Source organism: Acidovorax sp. sif0632, assembly GCF_019218805.1.
In the GTDB taxonomy this organism is placed as follows: domain Bacteria; phylum Pseudomonadota; class Gammaproteobacteria; order Burkholderiales; family Burkholderiaceae_C; genus Acidovorax; species Acidovorax facilis.
Window position 1 is genome coordinate 713,930 of record NZ_JAHUWW010000003.1, and the last position, 21,253, is coordinate 735,182.

Here is a 21,253-nt window from a genome sequence, read left to right on the forward strand (position 1 = left end):
GGCCCATGCCCCAAATTCAACTGACTCCCGCCGAGCGCCGGGAACAACGCGCCAATGCCCATCACCTGGACCCCGTCGTCCTGGTCGGCGGCGATGGACTCACCCCTGCGGTCAAGAAGGAAATCGACGCCGCCCTGAACGCCCATGGCCTGATCAAGGTGCGCGTTTTCAACGATGACCGCGTGGCGCGCGAGCTGATGTACCAGGAGCTGACCGCCGAACTCAACGCAGCCCCCATCCAGCACATCGGCAAGCTGCTGGTACTGTGGCGCCCCCAACCCGTCAAGGAACGTACGGTCGATGAGGACCGCATGCCAGGCCCACGCGACGTCAAGGTGCTCAAATACAGCAAGCGCGGCGGCCAGCGCCCCGAGATCAAGCAACTGCGCGTGCTGGGCAACCAGCGCCTCACTTCGGGCGGCCAGATCAAACGCGCCAAGCCCAAGCAAAAATCAATCAAGAAGCGCCAGGCAGACTGATGAGCCACGATGCAGGTTCGGCAGTACCTGCAAACTTTGCAGCACCTGCCGGCATGGCGCCCGTCCGCCACATCCTCTGCATGAAGTGGGGCACGAAATACGGCCCCGAATACGTCAACCGGCTGTATGCCATGGTGCGCAGGCACCTGAGCGGGGATTTTCGCTTTGTCTGCCTGACCGATGACAGCACGGGCATCCGCAGCGAAGTGCAGTGCCTGCCCATCCCCGCACTCGATCTGCCACCCGGCATCCCCGAGCGGGGCTGGACCAAGCTGGTCACTTTCAGCAAGGACCTGCACGGACTTCGAGGCACGGCCTTGTTCCTGGATGTGGACGTGGTCATCACCGGCAGCCTGGACGATTTTTTCACCCAGCCGGGTGAATTCCTGATCATCCACGACTACAAGCGCCCCTGGCGCATCACGGGCAACTCCTCGGTCTATCGCTTTGAGCTGGGAGCTCACCCCGACGTGCTGGAGCACTTTCGCGCGCATTTCTCAGAAATTCGTGAGCAGTTTCGCAACGAGCAGGCCTACTTGTCGGACTTCCTGCACCGGCAGGGCAAGTTGCAATACTGGCCTGCGGCGTGGTGCCCGAGTTTCAAATACCACGGGATACCGCCCTGGCCGACCAACTACTGGCGGCCGCCGTTTGTGCCAGCGGGCGCACGCATCGTGATCTTTCATGGGGAATGCAATCCCCCCGATGCTTTGGCCGGGCGGCGCAACCGGCGGTTTCGCTTCATTCGTCCGGCCACCTGGGTGGCGGAGCACTGGCGCGAATAGGCGGTTTGGAGGCAGCGCTGGTTGCGACCAGCGCTCGGTTCAGTCGTCTGCAGTGCCGTCAGGCCCGACCGGCAACAACGGCGGCTTCTGAACCTGGCGCAGTGTTTGCCACAACACGGCCAGTGCGCAGCACCACTGCAGCACATACATCACCGTCCCCACGCTGTGCCACAGGCGCAAATCCTGCCGCGCCACGATACGCGGCGCCACGCCAAACTGCGTGAGCAGCGCCAGCAGCATGCCACCGAGTATAAAAACCATAGCAGCTTGCGCCCATGGATACTGCGCTATCGCCTGTTTTGGCCTTGAAATCAGCAGCAAAACCAGACAGCAGGCGACCGCCACCCAGGTCTGCGCCGCAAACAGCTTGGCCGCCATGTTGCCCGCCACCATGGGCGACGGAAGGTGGGCAAACAGCATGGGAACGACCAGAAACCCGATGGTAGTCAGGCTGCCCCACCAGAGCGCAGCGACCAGGGCAGGAAGGCGGTGGAACATGCCGTTCCCGCTCACTGGTAGCTGACCGCCACCACTTCGTAGCGGCGAATCCCGCCGGGAGCCTGCACTTCGGCGGTATCGCCCTCTTCCTTGCCGATCAAGGCGCGGGCGATAGGGCTCGAGATATTGATGAGCCCTTGCTTCAGATCCGCCTCGTCCTCGCCCACGATCTGGTATTTCACGAGGTCGCCAGACTCTTCGTCTTCCAGTTCGACCGTGGCGCCAAAGACGACCTTGCCGCCGCCATCCACGGCGCTGGGGTCGATCACCTGCGCCACCGACAGCTTGCCCTCGATCTCCTGGATGCGGCCTTCGATGAAGCCCTGGCGGTCCTTGGCGGCGTCATAGTCAGCGTTTTCGCTGAGGTCGCCCTGCGCGCGCGCTTCGGCAATTGCCGTGATCACAGCGGGGCGCTCTACGGTCTTGAGGCGGTGCAGTTCTTCCTTGAGCTTTTCAGCACCGCGCTTGGTAATCGGAATGGTGGCCATCGTGTTGCGTCTCCATAAATCAAAACGGTGAAAGCGCCAGAAGCACTTCCACCGGTCAATCGCCAGGCATGCCCGCGCTGCGCTGGGCGATGCGAATGGCAAGTCTACAAAAGGAAACCGCCGCACGTTGCCGCGCGGCGGTGTCTGTTCAGGCGGCAATTATGCCGCTTTTGCCGATGCTCAGGCAGCCAGTTGGGCGTGCAGCTCCTGCACCGAGTACACGTCGAGTTTGTCCAGGTACTTCATGCCCTCCACCGCCGCCTCGGCGCCAAAGATGGTCGTGAACGTGGTCACGCGGGCCAGCAGCGACGAGGTGCGGATCGCACGCGAATCGGCAATCGCATTGCGGCGCTCTTCCACGGTGTTGATGACCATGACGATCTCGTTGTTCTTGATCATGTCCACGATGTGCGGACGGCCTTCGGTCACCTTGTTGACCACACCCACAGGCACGCCAGCTTCGGCAATCGCAGCTGCAGTGCCCTTGGTCGCCACCAGCTCAAAGCCCAGCGCCACCAGTTGGCGGGCGATGTCCACGGCACGCGGCTTGTCGGCATTCTTCACGGTGAGGAACACCTTGCCCGATGTGGGCAGCTTGGTGCCAGCACCCAGTTGGCTCTTCACAAAGGCTTCGCCGAAGGTTTTGCCCACGCCCATGACTTCGCCGGTGGACTTCATCTCTGGGCCGAGGATGGTGTCCACGCCGGGGAACTTCACGAACGGGAACACGGCCTCCTTCACGCTGAAGTACGGCGGTGTCACTTCCTTGGTGATGCCCTGCGAGGCCAGCGTTTGACCCGCCATGCAACGCGCCGCGACCTTGGCCAGCTGGATGCCCGTGGCCTTGGAAACGAACGGCACCGTGCGCGAGGCGCGGGGGTTCACTTCCAGCACGTAGATCACGTCCTTGCCGTCCATCTCCTGGATGGCAAACTGCACGTTCATCAGGCCTACCACGTTCAGGCCCTGGGCCATGGCGGCGGTCTGGCGCTTGATCTCGTCGATGGTGGGCTGCGACAGGTAGTACGGGGGCAGTGAGCAGGCAGAGTCACCACTGTGCACGCCCGCCTGCTCGATGTGTTCCATGACCCCGCCGATGAAGGTGACGCCCGCAGAATCGCGCACGCAGTCCACGTCGCACTCGATGGCGTTGGAGAGGAAGCGGTCGAGCAGCACGGGCGAGTCGTTGCTTACCTTCACGGCCTCGCGCATGTAGCGCTCCAGGTCGCGCTGCTCGTGCACGATTTCCATTGCGCGGCCGCCCAGCACGTAGCTGGGGCGCACCACCAGGGGGTAGCCCAGAGCGGCGGCCTTTTCCAGGGCTTCGGGTTCGGTGCGTGCCGTAGCGTTGGGCGGCTGGCGCAGGCCGAGCTCACCCAGCAGCTTCTGGAAGCGCTCGCGGTCTTCAGCCGCGTCGATCATGTCGGGGCTGGTGCCGATGATCGGGACGCCAGCGGCCTCCAGACCCAGGGCAAGCTTCAGGGGCGTCTGGCCGCCGTACTGCACGATCACGCCGACTGGCTTTTCCTTGTCCACAATCTCCAGCACGTCTTCGAGCGTCACGGGCTCGAAGTACAGGCGGTCGGAGGTGTCATAGTCTGTGGAGACGGTTTCGGGGTTGCAGTTGACCATGATGGTCTCGTAGCCGTCTTCGCGCATGGCAAGGGCCGCATGCACGCAGCAGTAGTCGAACTCGATGCCCTGGCCGATGCGGTTGGGGCCACCGCCCAGCACCATGATCTTCTTGTTGTTCGTAGGCTCCGACTCGCACTCGGCGACACCACCGTGGGTGGCGACTTCGTAAGTGGAGTACAGGTACGCGGTGTTGGTAGCGAACTCGGCCGCACAGGTGTCCACACGCTTGTACACGGGGCGCACTTTGAGCGCACGGCGTGCTTCGCGCACCGCCTTCTCGGTGGTCTTGAGCAGCTTGGCCAAGCGGCGGTCGGAGAAACCTTTTTGCTTGAGCGTGAGCAGCGTGCCGGCATCCAGCGCCGCCAGGGCACCGTCACCCTTTTCGGCCACCAGCTTGTCGATGTCCAGCTCGATCTTCACGATCTGCTCAATCTGCACCAGGAACCATTTGTCGATCTTGGTCAGCTCGAACACTTCGTCGACCGAAAGACCCATGGCAAACGCATCGCCCACGTACCAGATGCGCTCGGGACCGGGCTCGCCCAGTTCCTTTTCGAGCGTCTCGCGGTCCTGGGTTTTCTCGTTCATGCCGTCCACGCCAACTTCCAGGCCGCGCAGGGCTTTCTGGAAGGACTCCTGGAAGGTGCGGCCCATGGCCATGACCTCGCCCACCGACTTCATCTGCGTAGTCAGGCGGCTGTCGGCTGTGGGGAATTTTTCGAACGCAAAACGTGGGATCTTGGTGACCACGTAGTCGATCGAAGGCTCGAACGATGCAGGCGTCGCACCGCCCGTGATTTCGTTCTTGAGCTCGTCCAGCGTGTAGCCCACGGCCAGCTTGGCGGCAACCTTGGCGATGGGGAAGCCCGTGGCCTTGGAGGCCAGCGCCGACGAACGCGACACGCGCGGGTTCATCTCGATGACGATCATGCGGCCGTCCTTCGGGTTGACCGAGAACTGCACATTGGAGCCACCCGTGTCCACACCAATTTCACGCAGCACTGCCAGCGAGGCGTTGCGCATGATCTGGTATTCCTTGTCGGTCAGCGTCTGCGCGGGGGCCACGGTGATCGAGTCGCCCGTGTGCACACCCATCGGGTCCAGGTTTTCGATGGAGCAGATGATGATGCAGTTGTCCGCCTTGTCGCGGACCACTTCCATCTCGTACTCCTTCCAGCCAAGCAGCGACTCTTCAATCAGCAGCTCGTTGGTGGGCGAGGCTTCCAGGCCGCGCTTGCAGATGGTCTCGAACTCTTCAGGGTTGTAGGCAATGCCGCCGCCGGTCCCGCCCAGCGTGAAGCTGGGGCGGATCACGGTGGGGAAACCCACGGTCTTTTGCACGGCCCAGGCTTCGTCCATGCTGTGGGCGATGCCGGAGCGCGCCGAGCCCAGACCGATCTTGGTCATGGCGTCCTTGAACTTCAAGCGGTCTTCGGCCTTGTCGATGGCTTCGGGGGTGGCACCGATCAACTCGACCTTGTACTTGTCGAGCACGCCGTTGTGCCACAGGTCCAGCGCGCAGTTGAGCGCTGTCTGGCCACCCATGGTGGGCAGGATCGCGTCGGGACGCTCCTTGGCGATGATCTTCTCGACCGTCTGCCAAGTGATGGGCTCGATGTAGGTGACGTCGGCCGTGGCCGGGTCGGTCATGATCGTCGCAGGGTTGCTGTTGATCAGGATGACCTTGTAGCCCTCTTCGCGCAGGGCCTTGCAGGCCTGTACGCCGGAGTAGTCGAACTCGCAGGCCTGGCCGATGATGATGGGGCCAGCGCCGATGATGAGGATGCTTTTGATGTCTGTGCGTTTTGGCATGGTGCGTCGATCAGTCGATCGTGGGTTCGGCTGCCTGGGGGCTGGGGGTTGGGGCAGAGGCTGCTGTTGCATCTGCGGGCAAACGCCGCTGGGTCAACTTGGCAAGCAGCGCCTCGGCGCGTGCGGGAGGAAGGTTCTTCTGCATCAGCTGCAGCAGGCCGTCGCCCTGGATCAGTGGGCGCAAGACTTCTTCTTCCGCGTCATAAAACGTCACTTCCCACTCCTGCAGCAGCTCTGCAAAGGCAGCATCGTCCAGCGTCTTGCCCTTGGCCACGAGCGTGACGAGCGGCATGGCCTTGTTCTCGACGAACGCTTTCTTGTAGGGCTTTTGCGCCCAACGTTCCGTGAACCACTCACGGTGGGGCGAAGGCAGGGTCAGGACACGCTTGTGGATCGCCTTTTCCAGCGATGCAAGGGGGAAGCTGAACAGTTTCATGGTGCTGTTTCCTTCCGCGCTTAACCGGCTTTTGCCGCGCGCATGGCGTCGGTGAAGCGGTCAAAGAGGTATGCGATGTCGTGCGGACCGGGGGATGCCTCAGGATGCCCCTGGAAACAGAAAGCGGGCTTGTCCTTGTGGACCAGCCCTTGCAGCGTGCCGTCAAACAGGCTGACGTGCGTGGCGCGCAGATGGGCGGGCAGCGATTCCATGTCCACCGCAAAACCGTGGTTCTGGCTCGTGATGCTCACGCGGCCCGTATCCAGGTCCTTCACCGGGTGGTTGGCACCATGGTGGCTGTGGGTCATCTTGAAGGTCTTGGCACCAGCAGCCAGGGCCATGATCTGGTGCCCCAGGCAGATGCCGAACGTGGGCATGCCACTGTCCACAATGGTGCGGGTCGCGGCGATGGCGTAGTCGCAAGGCTCGGGGTCGCCAGGGCCGTTGGACAGGAAAACACCATCGGGTTTGAGAGCCAGCACATCAGCGGCCGGCGTCTTTGCTGGCACCACGGTGACCTTGCAGCCACGTTCCGCCAGCATGCGCAGGATGTTCTTCTTGACGCCGAAGTCGTACGCCACTACGTGAAACTGTGGGGCCGACAGTTCGCCGTAGCCAGTACCCAGTTTCCACTCTGTCTGCGTCCACTCATAACGCGCTGCCGTGGTCACCACCTGGGCCAGGTCCAGCCCGGCCATGTTGGGGGCCGCCTTGGCCTTGGCGATGGCTTCGTCGATGAGCGCCTGCGTGATAGCCTGCCCTGCGGCAAGGCCGATGATGGTGCCGTTTTGCGCACCCTTGCTGCGCAGCAGGCGCGTGAGCTTTCGGGTGTCGATGTTGGCGATGGCAACGGTCTTCTCACGCACGAGGTACTGCGAGAGCGTGTCCGTGGAGCGGAAGTTGCTTGCCAGCAGCGGCAGGTCTTTGATGATCAGGCCTGCGGCGTGGACCTTGTCGGCTTCGATGTCCTCCACATTGACGCCATAGTTGCCGATGTGCGGATACGTGAGGGTCACGATCTGCTGGCAGTAGCTCGGGTCGGTGAGGATTTCCTGGTAGCCGGTGATGGCGGTGTTGAACACCACTTCGCCGACAGTGGTGCCGGTGGCACCAATCGAATTGCCGATAAAGACCGTGCCGTCTGCGAGCGCCAGGATGGCGGGCGGGAAGTTTCCCTGTAGAGACAAAAGCACTGGGTTCTCCGGATGGTTACGGTCGCCCGGCGCCTGCAGTCCACTCGTGCACGCAAAGGTACGCAAGTGCTGGTGGCTGCTCTCAGATGGGTTGTTGCTTTGGGTGCGGTCGGGCGACGCTGTTGCGAGAAAAGCTCCCGATTATATCCTTCATGGCAAGCTCACCAACAAATGCGCGTCTTGCATAACCTTGTTACGTAAGCAAGTGTTCCAGGCATTTCAGAGGACAACGGGCACCCTAGACTTCGCCCCGTTTCCCTACCACCCCCACTCCAAAGGCTGATCCCGATGCGCATTTTTCTCCGCCCCCTCGCCCTTTTCCTGGCAGGCCTGTGTGCCGCCATGGCCGCTCAGGCCCTGGAGCTGGCGAAATACCCCCAGGTCTTCGTGGCGCCCCAGGGCGTTGAAGTCGTGCTGGCTCCCACCGCAGACGGCAAGCAGGCCCTGGTGCGAGTGAGTGGCATCAACGACCCCATCGATCAGGTCGTCTTCCTGAGCCAGTTGGAGCAACGGGGCTCGGCGCGCGAGGTATACGCCACCACGCTCGATGGCCGCAGCTACGGTCTGCTGCAAAAGCAGAACCAGGCCTATCGCAATGGCGACCACTATGTGGTGTACCTGCCAGGCAAGCGCGATGGCGTGCCACTGGCCTTCAGTGAAGAAAAGAGCAAGGCCTTCAAGCTGGCGGACCTGCTGGCCAGCTACAAAGGCCAACAAAAGCAGGGCCTGCAGGACAAGCTGGCCCGCTTTGACCGCAACAAGCGCCTGGCCAGCGTGCAGGCCGAACTGGCCAAGGCCGACCAGGACGCCACCGCTGCATGCAGTACGCCAGTGAAGACCAACGTTGACTGGGCCACCATTGACGACGAAAAACTCCAGTCGCTGAGCATCGGCAGCTTCTGCGGCGTGGTGGCATCAGAGCTGGAGTCCATGTGCCGCAACACCCCCGCCTTCAAAAGCACGGCACCCGGCCTGGGCTTGGTGCAATGCAAATTCGCGCCGCAGCTGAAAATCCGGGTGGAGAACCAGCAGGTGCTGTTCAGCACGGAGAAGGACGCCCCCAACCAGGAAGAATTCGTGCGCCAGTTCCTGCGCAATCTCTAAAAAAAGAGTGAGGCGCTCCGCCCCCTGAGATCTGCTGGAAACGATCAAGAAGCGGTGGCTTCAGCGCCCGGCGCCGCTCGCATGCAGGCAGATCGCTGCAGCGGCCGCCACATTGAGCGACTCTTCGCCGCCCGGTTGTGCAATGCGGATGCGCAGAGCGGCACGCTCTTCCAGTGCAGGGGAAACGCCCTGCCCTTCGTGGCCCAACACCCATGCACACGGCCAGGGCAAGGCGGCACGGTGCAACCAGTCTCCGGCGTGCGAGCTGGTAACGAGCATGGGCACCTGCAGCGATTGAAGCTCGCCGTGCTCCACGCCCTCGATCAGGTCCAGCGCGAAATGCGCACCCATGCCTGCACGCAGGACCTTGGGGGACCACAACGCAGCGCTGCCCTTGATAGCCACCACCTGCCGGAACCCGAACGCGGACGCACTGCGCAGGATGGAGCCCACATTACCGGCGTCCTGCACACGGTCCAGCACCACGGTCGCCGCACCCGGATGCACCGCAGCGGGCGCGGGCAAATCCATGATGAAACCCATCCGAGCGGGCGACTCCAGCCCACTGATGTCGGCAAACAGTGCGTCAGCAATTACTATGATTTTCATAGCATTTTGCGCCCACTCTACCTGCGCCAGCGGCCAAAAAGACTCTGAAAACACCGCAATGGATGCGCGCTGGCCACGCTCCAGGGCCGCGCGGCAGAGGTGATCGCCCTCCAGCCAAACCCGGCCTTGCTTGCGGTAGGCCGTGGTGTCCTGCGCAAGACGGCGCAGGTCTTTCACGAACGTGTTGTCCCGCGAATGGATGGTGGTGATCGAAGAGGATGTCATGGGTGGGCAGGTTCAGCCGCGCAGATTCTGCGCCACGGGCGCAAAGGAACGCCGGTGGTGGACGCACGCGCCGTGCTCGCGCAGGGCCGCCATGTGCACCGCCGTGCCATAGCCTTTGTGGCCCGCAAATCCGTATTGGGGAAATTCTTCATGCACCTGCACACACCAGCGGTCACGGTGCACCTTGGCCAGGATGGACGCGGCCGAGATGGCCGGCACCAGCGCATCGCCCTTGACGATGGCCTCAGCCTGGATGTCGAGCGTGGGCAGCCGATTGCCATCGACGAGGACCATGACGGGCTTCAGGCGCAGCCCCATCACGGCCCGCCGCATGGCCAGCATCGTGGCCTGCAGGATGTTGAGCTGATCGATCTCTTCCACGCTGGCCTCGGCAATGCTGCAGCACAGCGCCTTGGCGCGGATTTCGTCGTAGAGCTTTTCGCGCCGGGCGGGCGTGAGCTTCTTGGAGTCTGCCAGGCCTGCGATGGGATGCAGATCGTCCAGGATGACTGCAGCAGCCACCACAGGCCCCGCCAGCGGGCCACGGCCCGCTTCATCCACGCCGGCCACAAGGCCTGGCGGGTGCCAGGGCAGGCAGGCCTGTTCAGGCAGCGGGATGGAGGATTTTCTGGATCGCATCGGCAGCCAGTTGGGGAGTGTTGCGGCGCAGGCTCTCGTGCAGCGCCGTAAAGCGCTGCTCCAGGGCCGTGATTTTTTCGGGATGGTGCTGGCGGGCATCCAGCCATTGGAGTGTTGCCGCACAAAGCGCCTGGGGTGTCGCGGCATCCTGGATCAGCTCGGGCACCACGAAGTCGCCACACAGGATGTTGGGCAAGCCCACCCAGGGCTGCAACTGCTTGCGGCGCATAAGCCACCAGCTCAATGGGTGCATGTGGTAGCCAATGACCATAGGGCGCTTAAACAGGGCCGCCTCCAGCGTGGCGGTGCCACTGGCGATCAGCGTGGTGTCGCAGGCGGCGAGCACGGCGTGGGATTGCCCGGAAACGATCTGCGCCACACCGCCCAGCCCAGCCGCCTGCGCCGCTTGCACGATGCGATCACGCAGCGCCGGAACGGCGGGTACTATCAATTTAATAGCTGGTCGCGCTTTTCTGACAAGCGCTGCAGCCTCAAAGAAGGGTTGAGTGATGTAGGCGATCTCCGAAGAGCGGCTGCCCGGCAGAATGGCGAGCACCTCGTCCGTATCCTGCAGCCCGAGCTGGGCACGGGCCGCAGCGCGGTCCGGCACCATGGGAATCACACCCGCCAGCGGGTGCCCCACGTAGGTGGCGGCGATGCCATGCCGCGCGAGCAGTTCAGGCTCGAACGGAAAGATGCACAACACATGATCAGCGCTGCGGCGAATCTTCTCGACGCGTTCCGCGCGCCAGGCCCAGACGGAGGGGCACACGAAATGCACGGTCTTGATGCCCGCAGCGCGCAGGTCAGCTTCCAGCCCCAGGTTGAAATCAGGGGCATCCACACCGATGAAGACATCCGGGCGGTCCTTGAGCAACCGCTCACGCAGTTGCTTGCGGATGCCCAGCAACTCGCGCAGACGGCGCAGCACTTCCATGCTGTAGCCATGCACGGCCAGCTTCTCGCTGGGCCACCAGGCATCAAAACCCCGGCGTTGCATTTGCGGGCCACCAATGCCGCAGGTCTTCAGGTCTGGCCAATGGGCCTGCATGCCGTCGATCAACAGACCGGCCAGCAGGTCGCCCGATGTCTCGCCCGCCACCATGGCGACACGGGGGGAAGCAGCCATCACCCAGCCCTCAGCGCGCTATGCCGCGCGTGGCGTCGGCCAGGAACCGCTCCATCATCGCGGCATCCTCGCTGGCCTGCGGTGAGGACTGCACCAGCTCAGCAATGGCGGCACGTGCAGCCTCCAGCGTGAGGCCCTGGCGGTAGATCAGCTTGTGCATCTGCTTGACCGCAGCAATGCGCTCGGGCGAGAAGCCGCGGCGGCGCAGCCCCACCACGTTATAGCCCCGCACGGCCAGCGGGTTGCCATCCACCAGCATGAAGGGGGGCACGTCCTGCGACACTGCGCTGGCAAAGCCCACCATGGCATGCGCCCCGACCTTGACGAACTGGTGGATGCCGGTAAGCCCACCCACCGTCACCCAATCGCCCAGGTGGACATGGCCTGCCAGGGTGGTGTTGTTGGCCAGCGTGGTGTGGTTGCCCACATGGCAATCATGGGCGATGTGGGTGTACGCCATGATCCAGTTGTCGTCCCCCACCGTGGTGATGCCACCGGCCTGGGGCACACCGAGGTTCAGGGTGCAGAACTCGCGGATGGTGTTGCGGTCGCCGATGACCAGTTCGGTAGGCTCGCCCGCATACTTCTTGTCCTGCGGGATGGCGCCGATGGAGTTGAACTGAAAGATGCGGTTGTCGGCGCCAATCGTCGTGCGCCCGTCAATGACGCAATGTGCGCCGACCGCCGTGCCCGCACCGATCGATACATGCTCACCAATAACCGCATACGGTCCTACCGTGACCGAAGGGTCCAGGCGTGCGCCGTCCGCAACAATGGCAGTGGGATGAATATTGCTCACGATCCAACAGGCCAGGGTCGGTCAACCCACGCTGCGCATGGTGCACATGAGTTCGGCCTCGCAGGCCACCTCTTCGCCCACGCTGGCCACGCCCTTGAACTTCCAGATGCCACCACGAACGCGATCGATGGTGATGCTCAGGATCAACTGGTCGCCGGGCTCCACCGGGCGCTTGAAACGCGCGCCATCAATGCCCACAAAGTAGTAGATATTGTTCTCATCGGGCACCTTGCCCATGGCATCAAACGCCAGCAAGCCCGCAGCCTGGGCCAGCGCTTCCAGGATCAACACACCCGGCATCACGGGACGTCCGGGGAAATGCCCCATGAAATAGGGCTCATTGAACGTCACGTTCTTGATGGCCTTGATGCGGGTGTTGCTCTCAAGCTCGATCACTTTGTCCACCAGCAGGAACGGGTAGCGGTGGGGCAGTTGCTTGAGAATTGCGTGAATATCCATCATCGAGTTGTTCTTCCGTTCATGCTGCCTTGAGAGCCTGCTCAAGCGCCTTGATGCGCTCCCGCAAGCTGTGCAGTTGTTTGAGTGTTGCAGCGTTTTTTTCCCAACGCGCATTGTCGTCGATGGGAAACATGCCCGTGTATTGCCCAGGCCGCGTGAGCGAGCGTGTGACCACGGTAGCTGCCGAGATATGCACGTTGTCGGCCAGCTCCAGATGGCCCAGCACAATCGCCCCGCCGCCCACAGTGCAGTGCGCGCCAATGGTCGCGCTGCCAGCCACCCCCACACACCCAGCCATGGCCGAGTGCTTGCCGATGCGCACGTTGTGGCCGATCTGAATCAGGTTGTCGAGCTTGACACCATCTTCGATGACCGTGTCCTGCAGCGCGCCCCGGTCGATGCAGGTGTTGGCGCCGATCTCGACGTCGTCTCCGATGCGCACGGCACCGAGCTGTTCGATCTTGACCCACTGCCCTTGCTCGGGCGCAAAGCCAAAACCATCCGCGCCGATCACCACACCGGCGTGCACGATGCAACGCGCGCCGATGGTGCAATCCTCGCCCACGGTCACACGCGACTTGAGGATGGTCCCCGCACCCACCTGCGCTCCACGCTCCACCACACACAGCGGCCCAATGGTCGCAGTGGGGTGCACCTGTGCCGTGGGATCCACCACGGCACTGGCGTGTACCCCCGCGCGCTGCGCTGGCGCATTGCGTTGCCGCCACAACTGGGTGGCACGCGCGAAATACACGTAGGGGTTGTCCGACACGATGCAGGCACCACGTGCCAGAGCGGCATCGCGCATGGCAGGCGCCACAATGACACAGGCCGCCCGGGAGGCGGCCAGTTGCTGTTGGTAGCGGGGGTTGCTCAGGAAACTGAGATCTCCCGGCCCGGCAACCTCCAGGGGCGCGATGCGGGAGATGACGACATCCCGTGTCGCACCTCCTTCCAGCGAGCCACCGAGCGCATCAACTATGTGCCCAAGAAGCAAGCTCACGCGCCACCTGTCCAGGGCTGTGGCTTACTTGCCAGCAGAGGCATTCAGCGCCTTGATCACCTTGTCGGTGATGTCATGCTTGGGGTTGATGTAGACGGCCTCCTGGAGGATCACGTCGTACTTCTCGGCTTCAGCCACTTGCTTGACGACCTTGTTCGCACGTTCGAGCACCTGGGACAGTTCCTCGTTCTTGCGGGCGCTCAGGTCTTCCTGGAACTCGCGGCGCTTGCGCTGGAATTCACGGTCCTGGTCCACCAGCTGGCGCTGGCGGGTCGTGCGCTGGCTTTCAGCCATCGTGGGGGCTTCGCGTTCGAATTTCTCTGTGGCGGTCTTCAGGGTACTGCCCATGTCCACCAGTTCTTTCTCGCGACGGGAGAACTCCTGCTCCAGCTTGGCCTGTGCAGCCTTGGCAGTGCTGGCCTCACGGAAGATGCGGTCTGTATTGACAAAACCGGCTTTGAACGACTCTTGAGCTTGCGCAGGGGCAGCCACGGCCAGGGAGCCAAGCAGCAGAGCCAAAGAGATATGGCGAGAAATGGATTTCATTAGAAAGACGTTCCAATCTGGAATTGCAGTTTCTGGATTCTATCGCCGGCGAACTTGCGCACCGGTTGCGCAAAAGCCAGACGCAAAGGACCGAGCGGGGAAATCCAGCTCAAGCCCAGGCCCACGGAAGAACGCATGTCACTGAAGGTAACTTTTTCGTTTTCTCCGTACACATTACCCACGTCAAAGAAGGTGAATACACGCAGCGTCCGGTCGTTCCCTGCACCCGGGAACGGCGCGATCAGCTCCGCGTTCAGCGTCACCTTCTTTGGCCCCCCCAAAGAGGCCCCCGTCACGTCGCGCGGACCCAGGGTACCCTGGTCAAAGCCACGCACCGAGCCCAACCCGCCCGAATAGAAATTCTTGAACACCGGGAATGGCCGGCCATTCATGCCCTTGCCGATACCCACCTCGCCATTGAAGGCGATGGTGAAACGTTTGTTCAGCGGTACGTACTGCTGGTACTGGTAGTTGGCCCGCACGTAGCGAGCATCCCCAGCCACCGACCATTCTGAATTGAGGCGCTGATAGCGGCCCGAATTCGGTGCCAGAGCGCTGTCGCGGTCGTCCCGCGACCAACCGATCGTCAAAGGAATGGAGGTGCTGCTGTAGCCAAACTGGTCGGCATAGGCCAGGTAGGTGGCGGGAATGTTCGTACCCGCCTTGATCTTGGTCTGCTCCAGCCCACCGCCAAAGAACACGGTATCGGTTTCACTGAACGGAACACCGAATCGCACCGACGTGCCGGTGGTCACCAACTCGTAGTTACCGCCCTGGTCTTCGTAAGGCTTGTCCGTGCGGTAGTACACGTCCAGCGTGCGAGAAATGCCGTCGGGCGTGAAGTACGGATTGGTGGTGCTGAACACGAGCGTGCGGCGGTACTTGCTGGTGTTGACATCAATGCCCAGGTAGTTGCCAGAGCCAAAAATGTTCTCTTGCTTGATACCAAACGACAGCGACACCTTTTCGGCGCTGGAAAAACCCACCCCCATCTGCAGCGATCCGGTGGGTTTTTCTGCCACGTTGATCACCAGGTCCACCTGGTCTGGAGAGCCCGGGACCTCCTGGGTCTCCACATTGACCTCAGTGAAGAAGCCCAGGCGGTCCACGCGATCACGCGACAGGCGGATTTTTTCACCGTCGTACCAGGAGGCTTCGTACTGGCGGAACTCGCGGCGGATCACTTCGTCGCGTGTGCGGTTGTTGCCGCTCACATTGATGCGGCGCACATAGGCACGGCGCGAGGGCTCCGCCTGCAGAACAAAAGCAACGCGGTTGTTTTCGCGGTCAATCTCTGGCACGGCTTCTACCCGCGCGAACGCAAAGCCAAACCGGGAGAAATACTCGGAAAACGCCTTGGTCGTTTCAGTCACCTGGTCCGCGTTGTAGGGTTCGCCAGGGCGAATGGTGACCAGGGACTTGAACTCATCTTCCCGGTCCAGGTAGTTGCCTTCCAGCTTCACGCCAGACACCACATAGCGCTCACCTTCGGTCACATTGACAGTGATGGAAATGTCCTGCTTGTCGGGCGAAATAGCGACCTGGGTGGAATCGACACGGAATTCGAGATAGCCGCGCTGCAGGTAGTAGGAGCGCAGGGTTTCCAGATCGGCGTTGAGCTTGGCACGTGAATAGCGGTCCGACTTGGTGTACCAGCTGAGCCAGCCACCGGTGTCCTGATCAAACAGGCCTTTGAGCGTGGATTCGCTGAAGGCCTTGTTGCCAACAATGCGTACTTCCTTGATGCGGGCGGGATCGCCTTCGACCACGGTGAAAGTCAGGTTGACACGATTGCGCTCGATCGGGGTCACGGTCGTGACGACCTCGGCGCCATAGAGGCTCTTGTTGATGTACTGGCGCTTGAGTTCCTGCTCGGCACGGTCGGTCAGCGCCTTGTCATAGGGACGACCTTCGGTCAGCCCGACATCGCGCATGGCCTTCTTCAGCGCGTCCTTGTCAAACTCGCGGGTGCCGGCGAAATCCACGTCGGCCACAGTGGGGCGCTCCTCCACCACAACCACCAGCACATTGCCAGTCGCCTCCAGGCGCACGTCCTTGAACAGGCCCAGACCGAAAAGTGCGCGAATGGCAGCTGCGCCCTTCTCGTCGTTGTAGTCGTCACCAACCCGCAGTGGCATGGAGGCAAACACGGTGCCGGGCTCGACGCGCTGCAGCCCCTCGACGCGGATGTCCTGCACCTTGAAAGGCTCCAGAGCCCATGCCGCATTGGCGGCAAAAATCATGGCTGCAACGGCCGATGCGGTACGCACGCCCAGGCGATTGATGTGTTTTTTCATGAATGAAGCTGGTGCCGCAGTTGCAGGGCAAGCGCGGCAAAAGTGTTAGCCAAAGAGCCGAGTGATATCGTTGAACAGGGCAATGGACATCATGAGAAGCAAGACCGCAACGCCTCCACGCTGCAGGCGCTCCATCCACGCGTCTGACACCCCCCTGCCCGTGACACCCTCCCAAAGATAATACATCAGGTGCCCTCCGTCCAAGACGGGCAGCGGCAGCAGGTTGAGCACGCCCAGGCTCACGCTGATCAGGGCGAGGAAAACGAGGTACTGCGTCAGGCCCAGGCTGGCAGAACGCCCGGCATAGTCGGCGATGGTCAAGGGCCCGCTGATGTTCTTGAGAGATGCCTCACCAATCACCATGCGGCCCATCATGCGCAGCGTCAATACCGACACATCCCAGGTCTTGACCACACCGGCCCAAGCGCCTTCCAACACGCCATATTCAACGGTCACGAAATCAGGTGGAGCGCCAACGTAGGCCCCAATGCGGCCTATGGTCGCGCCCAGTTCCGGCTTGGCCTCCGGCAAAACATCCAAGGTCAGCACCTGCCCCGCGCGATCCACGCGCCAAGGCTGGGCCAGTGGCTCGCTGCCACGCACGGACTGCCGGATCAACTCGCGCAGCTGCTGGCCATCCACCACATCGATGGCACCAATCTTGAGCACTACATCCCCTTGGCGCAATCCGGCGCGCGCAGCGACTCCGTCAGGCATGACCTCGCCCAGCACCGGACGTGTCCATGGCCCCAGAATGCCTATTTTGCGAAACAGCTGGGCGTCTGCTTCGCGGCTGTCGATCTTCGACATGTCCAGCACAATTTCCCGGTGTGCAGCCCCCGACTGTGGCTGCACATCCAGGCGCACGTTCACCCCCTCCAGGGCACCGCGAGTAAGCAGCCAGCGCAAATCTTCAAACGACCGTACGGGTTCCAGGTCGTCAGAACCCAATGCTGCCTGCGCGACCAGTTCACCGCCACGCAGGCCCGCGCTCTGCGCCACGGAACCAGCCACCGGGCTGGCCAGGACCGCCTTGGGCTCCTCCACCCCGTTCCAGTTGACGATGGAATACAACAGCACGGCCAGCAGCAGATTCGCAACAGGGCCTGCGGCCACGATGGCAGCGCGAGACCGCAGAGGTTGGGTGTTGAAGGCCAGATGCCGCTCTTCGGGGGGCACAGGCGCTTCCCGCTCGTCCAGCATGCGCACGTATCCACCCAGCGGAAACGCCCCCAGGACAAACTCCGTGGGCGAGCCCTTGGGTTGCCAGCGCAGCAGCGGGTTGCCAAAGCCCACCGAGAAGCGCAGCACCTTCACTCCGCACGCCACGGCCACCCGGTAGTGGCCGTATTCGTGTACGGCAATCAGAAGGCCGAGGGCCACGATGAAGGCAACGATGGTGAGGAGCATGTGCGGGTCCGTGTTGCGGTGGAAACTCAGGCCGCCAGGCGGTCTGCAACTTGCTCAGCGGCATTGCGTGCCTGGCTGTCCAGGTCCAGCAACGCTTCGAGCGAATTGGGCTTGGAGGGGGAAACCGCCTCCAAAGTTGCAAGATTCACGGCATGAATATGGTCAAAACGAAGCCGTCCCGACAAGAACGCTCCCACAGCCACCTCATTGGCAGCATTCAATACGGCCGTCGTCCCTTCGGCCGCTTTCAGCGCTTGCCAGGACAGGTGCAAACCCGGGAAGCGGTGGGCGTCAGCATCTTCAAACGCCAGCGCGGACAGGGTCGAAAAGTCCAGTTTGCTCGCGCCACTCGCAATGCGCTCCGGCCAGGCCAGGCCGCAGGCAATGGGCACGCGCATGTCGGGCGTTCCCAATTGAGCCAGGATCGATGCATCCTTGAACTGCACCATGGAATGGATGATCTGCTGCGGATGGATCACCACCTTGATCTGGTCCGGGTGCAGATCGAACAGCCAGCGGGCCTCGATCACTTCGAGCGCCTTGTTCATCATCGTGGCCGAATCCACCGAAATCTTGCGCCCCATCGAGAAATTGGGATGCGCGCAGGCCTGGGCAGGTGTGATCTCAGCCAGCGTGGACGGGTCTCGTTGCCGAAACGGCCCCCCGGAAGCCGTAAGCAAAATGCTGTCCACCCGTTGCGCCCAAGTGGCAGGGTCTTCGGGCAGGCATTGAAAGATGGCGGAGTGTTCGCTATCGATGGGCAACAGCGTCGCCCGCCCCTCGCGCACCGTCTGCATGAACAACCCACCACCAACCACCAGCGCTTCCTTGTTGGCCAGCAGCAACCTCTTGCCCGCGCGCGCAGCCGCCAGACACGGTGCGAGACCCGCAGCGCCCACAATGGCCGCCATCACCGCATCCACCTCTTCGTGTGACGCTATCAATTCAAGAGCATCTTGCGCTTGAAGGACCTGCGTTGGAAGGCTATTGGCCACCAATTTTTCAGCCAGAAGCGCCGCATGGGGCGCGCTCGCCATCACCGCGAAGCGAGGACGGAACTGTGCACACTGCGCCAGAAGAAGATCGACCTGGGTGGCAGCGCTGAGCGCAAACACTTCGAAGCGATCGGGATGGCGGGCCACCACATCCAGCGTGCTGGTGCCAATGGAGCCGGTGGAACCGAGGACGGTGATTTGTTGTTTCTTCATGGAGTCGTCAGGCTCGTGAGCATCATGGCCAGGGGGAGCGTGGGCAGCAGAGCATCCACGCGGTCGAGCACACCACCGTGGCCGGGCAGCAGGCCACTGCTGTCCTTCACACCGGCACTGCGCTTGATGAGGGACTCCACGAGATCTCCCGACACACTCATGGCCACCATGAACAGTGCGGCAAGCACCAGCATCCACCAGCCTTGTAGCGCCATTCGGCTGTAAAAACTGGGCACAGCCGCCTGCCAGTGCGCATCGGCCACGACCCAGACGAAGGCCATGACCACGACCCCAGCCAAACCGCCCCACACGCCCTCCCAGCTTTTGCCAGGACTGATCGAAGGGGCCAGCTTGCCTTTTGTGAAGCGCAGGCCAAAAGCACGGCCAGTGAAATAAGCAAAGATGTCTGCGACCCACACCAAGAGCAGCACCGACAGCAGAAAATTGATACCCACATTGCGCGCCTGCACTACGGCGAGCCAAGCGAGCCACAGCGCCAATACCCCTGCCACCAGGCGCACTCCACCCGGAATCCGGGGCCAACCAGGCACCCCTGCCTTGAGCAGCCAGGCAGCCGCCAAGACCCACAGGCCCCCGCCCACCACCCACAGGGCGGTCAACGGACGATCGACCCAGCCCAGGGCCCACGAACCCGCACACAGTGCGACACAAGCAGCGCCCACGGTCAGAGAGCCGGCCTGGCCAAAACCGCTCAGACGCCCCCACTCCCAGGCACCCGCAGCCATGAGCACCAACACGACCACGGTGAAGGGCACCGTAGATGGGTAAAAAAGCGCCGGCAGCAAAATGGCCAGCAGGACAAGGGCTGTGATAACGCGCTGCTTGAGCATGGGGCCTTTCAGAACCTGTTCAGGTTCTTAGCCCGGCATCGGCTGGGGATGCGCGGACAGGATTTGTTCGGAGGTTTTGCCAAAACGGCGCTCGCGGCCACCGAAGGCAGCAATCGCCTCGTCCAGCGCCGACTCATCGAAATCCGGCCACAACCGGTCGCTGAAGAAAAACTCGGAGTATGCGGCCTGCCACAGCAAAAAGTTGCTGATCCGCATTTCCCCGCCGGTGCGAATCACCAGGTCGGGATCGGGCACATGGGCCATGCCCATTGCACCCTGCAGGCTGGCCTCGGTGATAGGCTCACCGCGTGCCGCCAGCGACGCTGCTGCCTGGGCAATGTCCCAGCGGCCACCGTAGTTGAAACACACGTTGAGCACCAGGCGGGTGTTTTCAGCCGTAGCGGCTTCTGCCTGCGCCAGGCCATCGCGGACCTTCTGCGAAAGACCCGCACGCTCACCCACGAAATACAGGCGCACGCCATCCTTCTTGAGTTGCGGCACTTCGCGCGCCAGCGCCATCGCCAACAATTCCATGAGGCCAGAGACCTCGTCGGCGGGGCGGTTCCAGTTTTCGGAGGAGAACGCAAACACCGTGAGTACAGCCACACCGCGCTGCACGCAGGCGCGTGCACAGCGGCGCAGTGAGTCCACGCCTTGCTTGTGGCCCGCCAAGCGCGGCAAAAAACGGCGCGTGGCCCAGCGGCCGTTGCCATCCATGACGATGGCAATGTGGTGCGGCACCAACGAAGAGTCAGCCATGTGAATGTTCAAGCCCTGGGGCCTAGAGCGTGTGATGCACTTTTAAGTGCCCGCGAAAGTCGGGGAAAGGCCCGGCAACTAGGCGCAGGACGCGCCGCGGTATGAATACCGCCAGCGGCTTGCAACGACGTAGCCGGGCCTTTCCCCGACTTTCCCAAAGGGTTGGCCCCACACGCAGGCACTCGCGGCGCTGCAGCGCTTGCCAAGGCCGGGGCCTTGCCTGCGCACTGCGCCTTGCGATCACCTGCGTGTGGGGCCAACGCGGGTACGTAAAAGCGCATAACACGCTCTAGACCGCCATGATTTCCTGCTCTTTGGCGGCCACCAGCGCATCGATCTCGGCGATATGCTTATCGGTGAACTTCTGCACGTCGGTTTCGGCGCGCTTCTGGTCGTCCTCGGAGGCCAGCTTGTCCTTGACGAGCTTCTTGACGGACTCGTTTGCATCGCGGCGCAGGTTGCGCACGGCAATCTTGGCGCTCTCGCCCTCGTTGCGGGCGAGCTTGGTCATTTCCTTGCGGCGCTCTTCGCTCATAGGCGGCATGGGTACGCGGATCAGGTCGCCCATGGAGGCAGGGTTCAGGCCCAGGTCGCTTTCGCGGATGGCCTTCTCGATCTTGGCGCCCATGCCCTTTTCCCAGGGCTGCACGCTGATGGTGCGCGAATCGATCAGCGCCACGTTGGCCACCTGGCTCAGGGGCACCAAGGAGCCGTAATACTCGACCTGGACGGTATCGAGCAACGCCGGGTTGGCACGGCCGGTGCGGATCTTCTGCAGGTTGTTCTTGAAAGCCGAGATGGACTGGTCCATCTTGGTTTCTGCATTTTTCTTGATGTCGGCAATCGTCATGTTTTCTCCTGGGCGCCCGCCTGCATCGTGGGCAGGCCT

The 21,253-nt window shown here is 62.5% G+C and carries 21 protein-coding genes; 3 read left to right on the forward strand and 18 right to left on the reverse strand.

Annotated elements, in window-relative coordinates:
• Positions 1 to 5: 5 nt before the first annotated feature.
• On the forward strand, positions 6 to 479 hold the full coding sequence (locus tag KW832_RS13285) for a YhbY family RNA-binding protein (RefSeq protein WP_055398227.1): 474 nt from the start codon (positions 6 to 8) through the stop codon (positions 477 to 479).
• Positions 479 to 1,264 carry a hypothetical protein gene (locus KW832_RS13290; protein WP_055398228.1) on the forward strand — a complete coding sequence of 262 codons (786 nt, stop codon included), beginning with the start codon at positions 479 to 481 and terminating at the stop codon, positions 1,262 to 1,264. Before KW832_RS13285 ends, KW832_RS13290 begins: the two co-directional genes overlap by 1 nt.
• A 39-nt stretch (positions 1,265 to 1,303) precedes the next feature.
• On the opposite strand, the gene KW832_RS13295 is transcribed toward KW832_RS13290, so the two are convergent.
• The 5 genes from KW832_RS13295 to carA all read right to left on the reverse strand — a co-directional run bounded on the left by KW832_RS13295 (position 1,304) and on the right by carA (position 7,326).
• Positions 1,304 to 1,762 (reverse strand): DUF4149 domain-containing protein, encoded by a 459-nt coding sequence (locus tag KW832_RS13295; protein WP_055398229.1) that lies wholly within the window; start codon positions 1,760 to 1,762, stop codon positions 1,304 to 1,306.
• A gap of 11 nt (positions 1,763 to 1,773) precedes the next feature.
• The gene (greA, locus tag KW832_RS13300; protein ID WP_055398230.1) at positions 1,774 to 2,250 is read right to left on the reverse strand and encodes a transcription elongation factor GreA; all 477 of its coding nucleotides are present in this window, start codon (positions 2,248 to 2,250) and stop codon (positions 1,774 to 1,776) included.
• 180 nt (positions 2,251 to 2,430) lie between these two features.
• Entirely contained in the window at positions 2,431 to 5,697 is a 3,267-nt protein-coding gene (gene carB, locus KW832_RS13305) for a carbamoyl-phosphate synthase large subunit (RefSeq protein WP_121420540.1), read from the reverse strand.
• A gap of 10 nt (positions 5,698 to 5,707) precedes the next feature.
• Complete coding sequence (locus KW832_RS13310; RefSeq protein WP_055398232.1) at positions 5,708 to 6,133, reverse strand: hypothetical protein; 426 nt, start codon at positions 6,131 to 6,133, stop codon at positions 5,708 to 5,710.
• Positions 6,134 to 6,153: 20 nt separating this feature from the next.
• Entirely contained in the window at positions 6,154 to 7,326 is a 1,173-nt protein-coding gene (carA, locus tag KW832_RS13315) for a glutamine-hydrolyzing carbamoyl-phosphate synthase small subunit (protein ID WP_218300308.1), read from the reverse strand.
• Between the two features lie 288 nt (positions 7,327 to 7,614).
• Between carA and KW832_RS13320 the strand changes: the two genes are divergently transcribed.
• Positions 7,615 to 8,430, forward strand: a complete 816-nt coding sequence (locus tag KW832_RS13320; RefSeq protein WP_218300309.1) for a hypothetical protein — start codon at positions 7,615 to 7,617, stop codon at positions 8,428 to 8,430.
• A 60-nt stretch (positions 8,431 to 8,490) separates the two neighbouring features.
• Here the strand turns inward: KW832_RS13320 and KW832_RS13325 are convergent, their stop codons facing one another.
• The 13 genes from KW832_RS13325 to frr all read right to left on the reverse strand — a co-directional run bounded on the left by KW832_RS13325 (position 8,491) and on the right by frr (position 21,214).
• Positions 8,491 to 9,264: an RNA methyltransferase gene (locus KW832_RS13325; RefSeq protein ID WP_218300311.1), complete on the reverse strand. Its 774-nt coding sequence runs from the start codon at positions 9,262 to 9,264 to the stop codon at positions 8,491 to 8,493.
• Positions 9,265 to 9,276: 12 nt separating this feature from the next.
• Positions 9,277 to 9,903 carry a ribonuclease HII gene (gene rnhB / locus KW832_RS13330; protein WP_055398236.1) on the reverse strand — a complete coding sequence of 209 codons (627 nt, stop codon included), beginning with the start codon at positions 9,901 to 9,903 and terminating at the stop codon, positions 9,277 to 9,279.
• Positions 9,869 to 11,032: a lipid-A-disaccharide synthase gene (gene lpxB, locus KW832_RS13335; protein ID WP_218300312.1), complete on the reverse strand. Its 1,164-nt coding sequence runs from the start codon at positions 11,030 to 11,032 to the stop codon at positions 9,869 to 9,871. Before lpxB ends, rnhB begins: the two co-directional genes overlap by 35 nt.
• A gap of 10 nt (positions 11,033 to 11,042) precedes the next feature.
• Positions 11,043 to 11,831: an acyl-ACP--UDP-N-acetylglucosamine O-acyltransferase gene (gene lpxA / locus KW832_RS13340; protein WP_218300313.1), complete on the reverse strand. Its 789-nt coding sequence runs from the start codon at positions 11,829 to 11,831 to the stop codon at positions 11,043 to 11,045.
• Between the two features lie 21 nt (positions 11,832 to 11,852).
• Positions 11,853 to 12,293, reverse strand: coding sequence for a 3-hydroxyacyl-ACP dehydratase FabZ (fabZ, locus tag KW832_RS13345; RefSeq protein WP_010457855.1), 441 nt, complete (start codon positions 12,291 to 12,293; stop codon positions 11,853 to 11,855).
• A gap of 16 nt (positions 12,294 to 12,309) precedes the next feature.
• Positions 12,310 to 13,293, reverse strand: coding sequence for a UDP-3-O-(3-hydroxymyristoyl)glucosamine N-acyltransferase (gene lpxD / locus KW832_RS13350; RefSeq protein WP_218300314.1), 984 nt, complete (start codon positions 13,291 to 13,293; stop codon positions 12,310 to 12,312).
• A 24-nt stretch (positions 13,294 to 13,317) separates the two neighbouring features.
• Positions 13,318 to 13,839: an OmpH family outer membrane protein gene (locus tag KW832_RS13355; protein WP_121505967.1), complete on the reverse strand. Its 522-nt coding sequence runs from the start codon at positions 13,837 to 13,839 to the stop codon at positions 13,318 to 13,320.
• Positions 13,839 to 16,136: an outer membrane protein assembly factor BamA gene (bamA, locus tag KW832_RS13360; RefSeq protein ID WP_121420548.1), complete on the reverse strand. Its 2,298-nt coding sequence runs from the start codon at positions 16,134 to 16,136 to the stop codon at positions 13,839 to 13,841. Before bamA ends, KW832_RS13355 begins: the two co-directional genes overlap by 1 nt.
• Positions 16,137 to 16,181: 45 nt before the next feature.
• Positions 16,182 to 17,546: an RIP metalloprotease RseP gene (gene rseP / locus KW832_RS13365; protein ID WP_218300315.1), complete on the reverse strand. Its 1,365-nt coding sequence runs from the start codon at positions 17,544 to 17,546 to the stop codon at positions 16,182 to 16,184.
• Positions 17,547 to 17,572: 26 nt separating this feature from the next.
• The gene (gene ispC / locus KW832_RS13370) at positions 17,573 to 18,754 is read right to left on the reverse strand and encodes a 1-deoxy-D-xylulose-5-phosphate reductoisomerase (protein WP_218300316.1); all 1,182 of its coding nucleotides are present in this window, start codon (positions 18,752 to 18,754) and stop codon (positions 17,573 to 17,575) included.
• Positions 18,751 to 19,605: a phosphatidate cytidylyltransferase gene (locus KW832_RS13375; protein ID WP_218300317.1), complete on the reverse strand. Its 855-nt coding sequence runs from the start codon at positions 19,603 to 19,605 to the stop codon at positions 18,751 to 18,753. The genes ispC and KW832_RS13375 overlap by 4 nt, the downstream gene beginning before the upstream one ends.
• A 27-nt stretch (positions 19,606 to 19,632) precedes the next feature.
• Entirely contained in the window at positions 19,633 to 20,364 is a 732-nt protein-coding gene (uppS, locus tag KW832_RS13380) for a polyprenyl diphosphate synthase (RefSeq protein ID WP_121420552.1), read from the reverse strand.
• 289 nt (positions 20,365 to 20,653) lie between these two features.
• Positions 20,654 to 21,214 (reverse strand): ribosome recycling factor, encoded by a 561-nt coding sequence (gene frr / locus KW832_RS13385; RefSeq protein ID WP_055398246.1) that lies wholly within the window; start codon positions 21,212 to 21,214, stop codon positions 20,654 to 20,656.
• Positions 21,215 to 21,253: the final 39 nt, after the last annotated feature.

Excerpts from the sequence above, each read along its gene's own strand:
- KW832_RS13285 (WP_055398227.1), top strand. The coding sequence starts at position 6 with ATGCCCCAAATTCAACTGACTCCCGCCGAGCGCCGGGAACAACGCGCC.
- KW832_RS13290 (WP_055398228.1), top strand. The coding sequence starts at position 479 with ATGAGCCACGATGCAGGTTCGGCAGTACCTGCAAACTTTGCAGCACCT.
- KW832_RS13295 (WP_055398229.1), bottom strand. The coding sequence starts at position 1,762 with ATGTTCCACCGCCTTCCTGCCCTGGTCGCTGCGCTCTGGTGGGGCAGC.
- greA (WP_055398230.1), bottom strand. The coding sequence starts at position 2,250 with ATGGCCACCATTCCGATTACCAAGCGCGGTGCTGAAAAGCTCAAGGAA.
- carB (WP_121420540.1), bottom strand. The coding sequence starts at position 5,697 with ATGCCAAAACGCACAGACATCAAAAGCATCCTCATCATCGGCGCTGGC.
- KW832_RS13310 (WP_055398232.1), bottom strand. The coding sequence starts at position 6,133 with ATGAAACTGTTCAGCTTCCCCCTTGCATCGCTGGAAAAGGCGATCCAC.
- KW832_RS13320 (WP_218300309.1), top strand. The coding sequence starts at position 7,615 with ATGCGCATTTTTCTCCGCCCCCTCGCCCTTTTCCTGGCAGGCCTGTGT.
- KW832_RS13325 (WP_218300311.1), bottom strand. The coding sequence starts at position 9,264 with ATGACATCCTCTTCGATCACCACCATCCATTCGCGGGACAACACGTTC.
- rnhB (WP_055398236.1), bottom strand. The coding sequence starts at position 9,903 with ATGCGATCCAGAAAATCCTCCATCCCGCTGCCTGAACAGGCCTGCCTG.
- lpxB (WP_218300312.1), bottom strand. The coding sequence starts at position 11,032 with ATGGCTGCTTCCCCCCGTGTCGCCATGGTGGCGGGCGAGACATCGGGC.
- fabZ (WP_010457855.1), bottom strand. The coding sequence starts at position 12,293 with ATGATGGATATTCACGCAATTCTCAAGCAACTGCCCCACCGCTACCCG.
- KW832_RS13355 (WP_121505967.1), bottom strand. The coding sequence starts at position 13,839 with ATGAAATCCATTTCTCGCCATATCTCTTTGGCTCTGCTGCTTGGCTCC.
- bamA (WP_121420548.1), bottom strand. The coding sequence starts at position 16,136 with ATGAAAAAACACATCAATCGCCTGGGCGTGCGTACCGCATCGGCCGTT.
- rseP (WP_218300315.1), bottom strand. The coding sequence starts at position 17,546 with ATGCTCCTCACCATCGTTGCCTTCATCGTGGCCCTCGGCCTTCTGATT.
- ispC (WP_218300316.1), bottom strand. The coding sequence starts at position 18,754 with ATGAAGAAACAACAAATCACCGTCCTCGGTTCCACCGGCTCCATTGGC.
- KW832_RS13375 (WP_218300317.1), bottom strand. The coding sequence starts at position 19,605 with ATGCTCAAGCAGCGCGTTATCACAGCCCTTGTCCTGCTGGCCATTTTG.
- uppS (WP_121420552.1), bottom strand. The coding sequence starts at position 20,364 with ATGGCTGACTCTTCGTTGGTGCCGCACCACATTGCCATCGTCATGGAT.
- frr (WP_055398246.1), bottom strand. The coding sequence starts at position 21,214 with ATGACGATTGCCGACATCAAGAAAAATGCAGAAACCAAGATGGACCAG.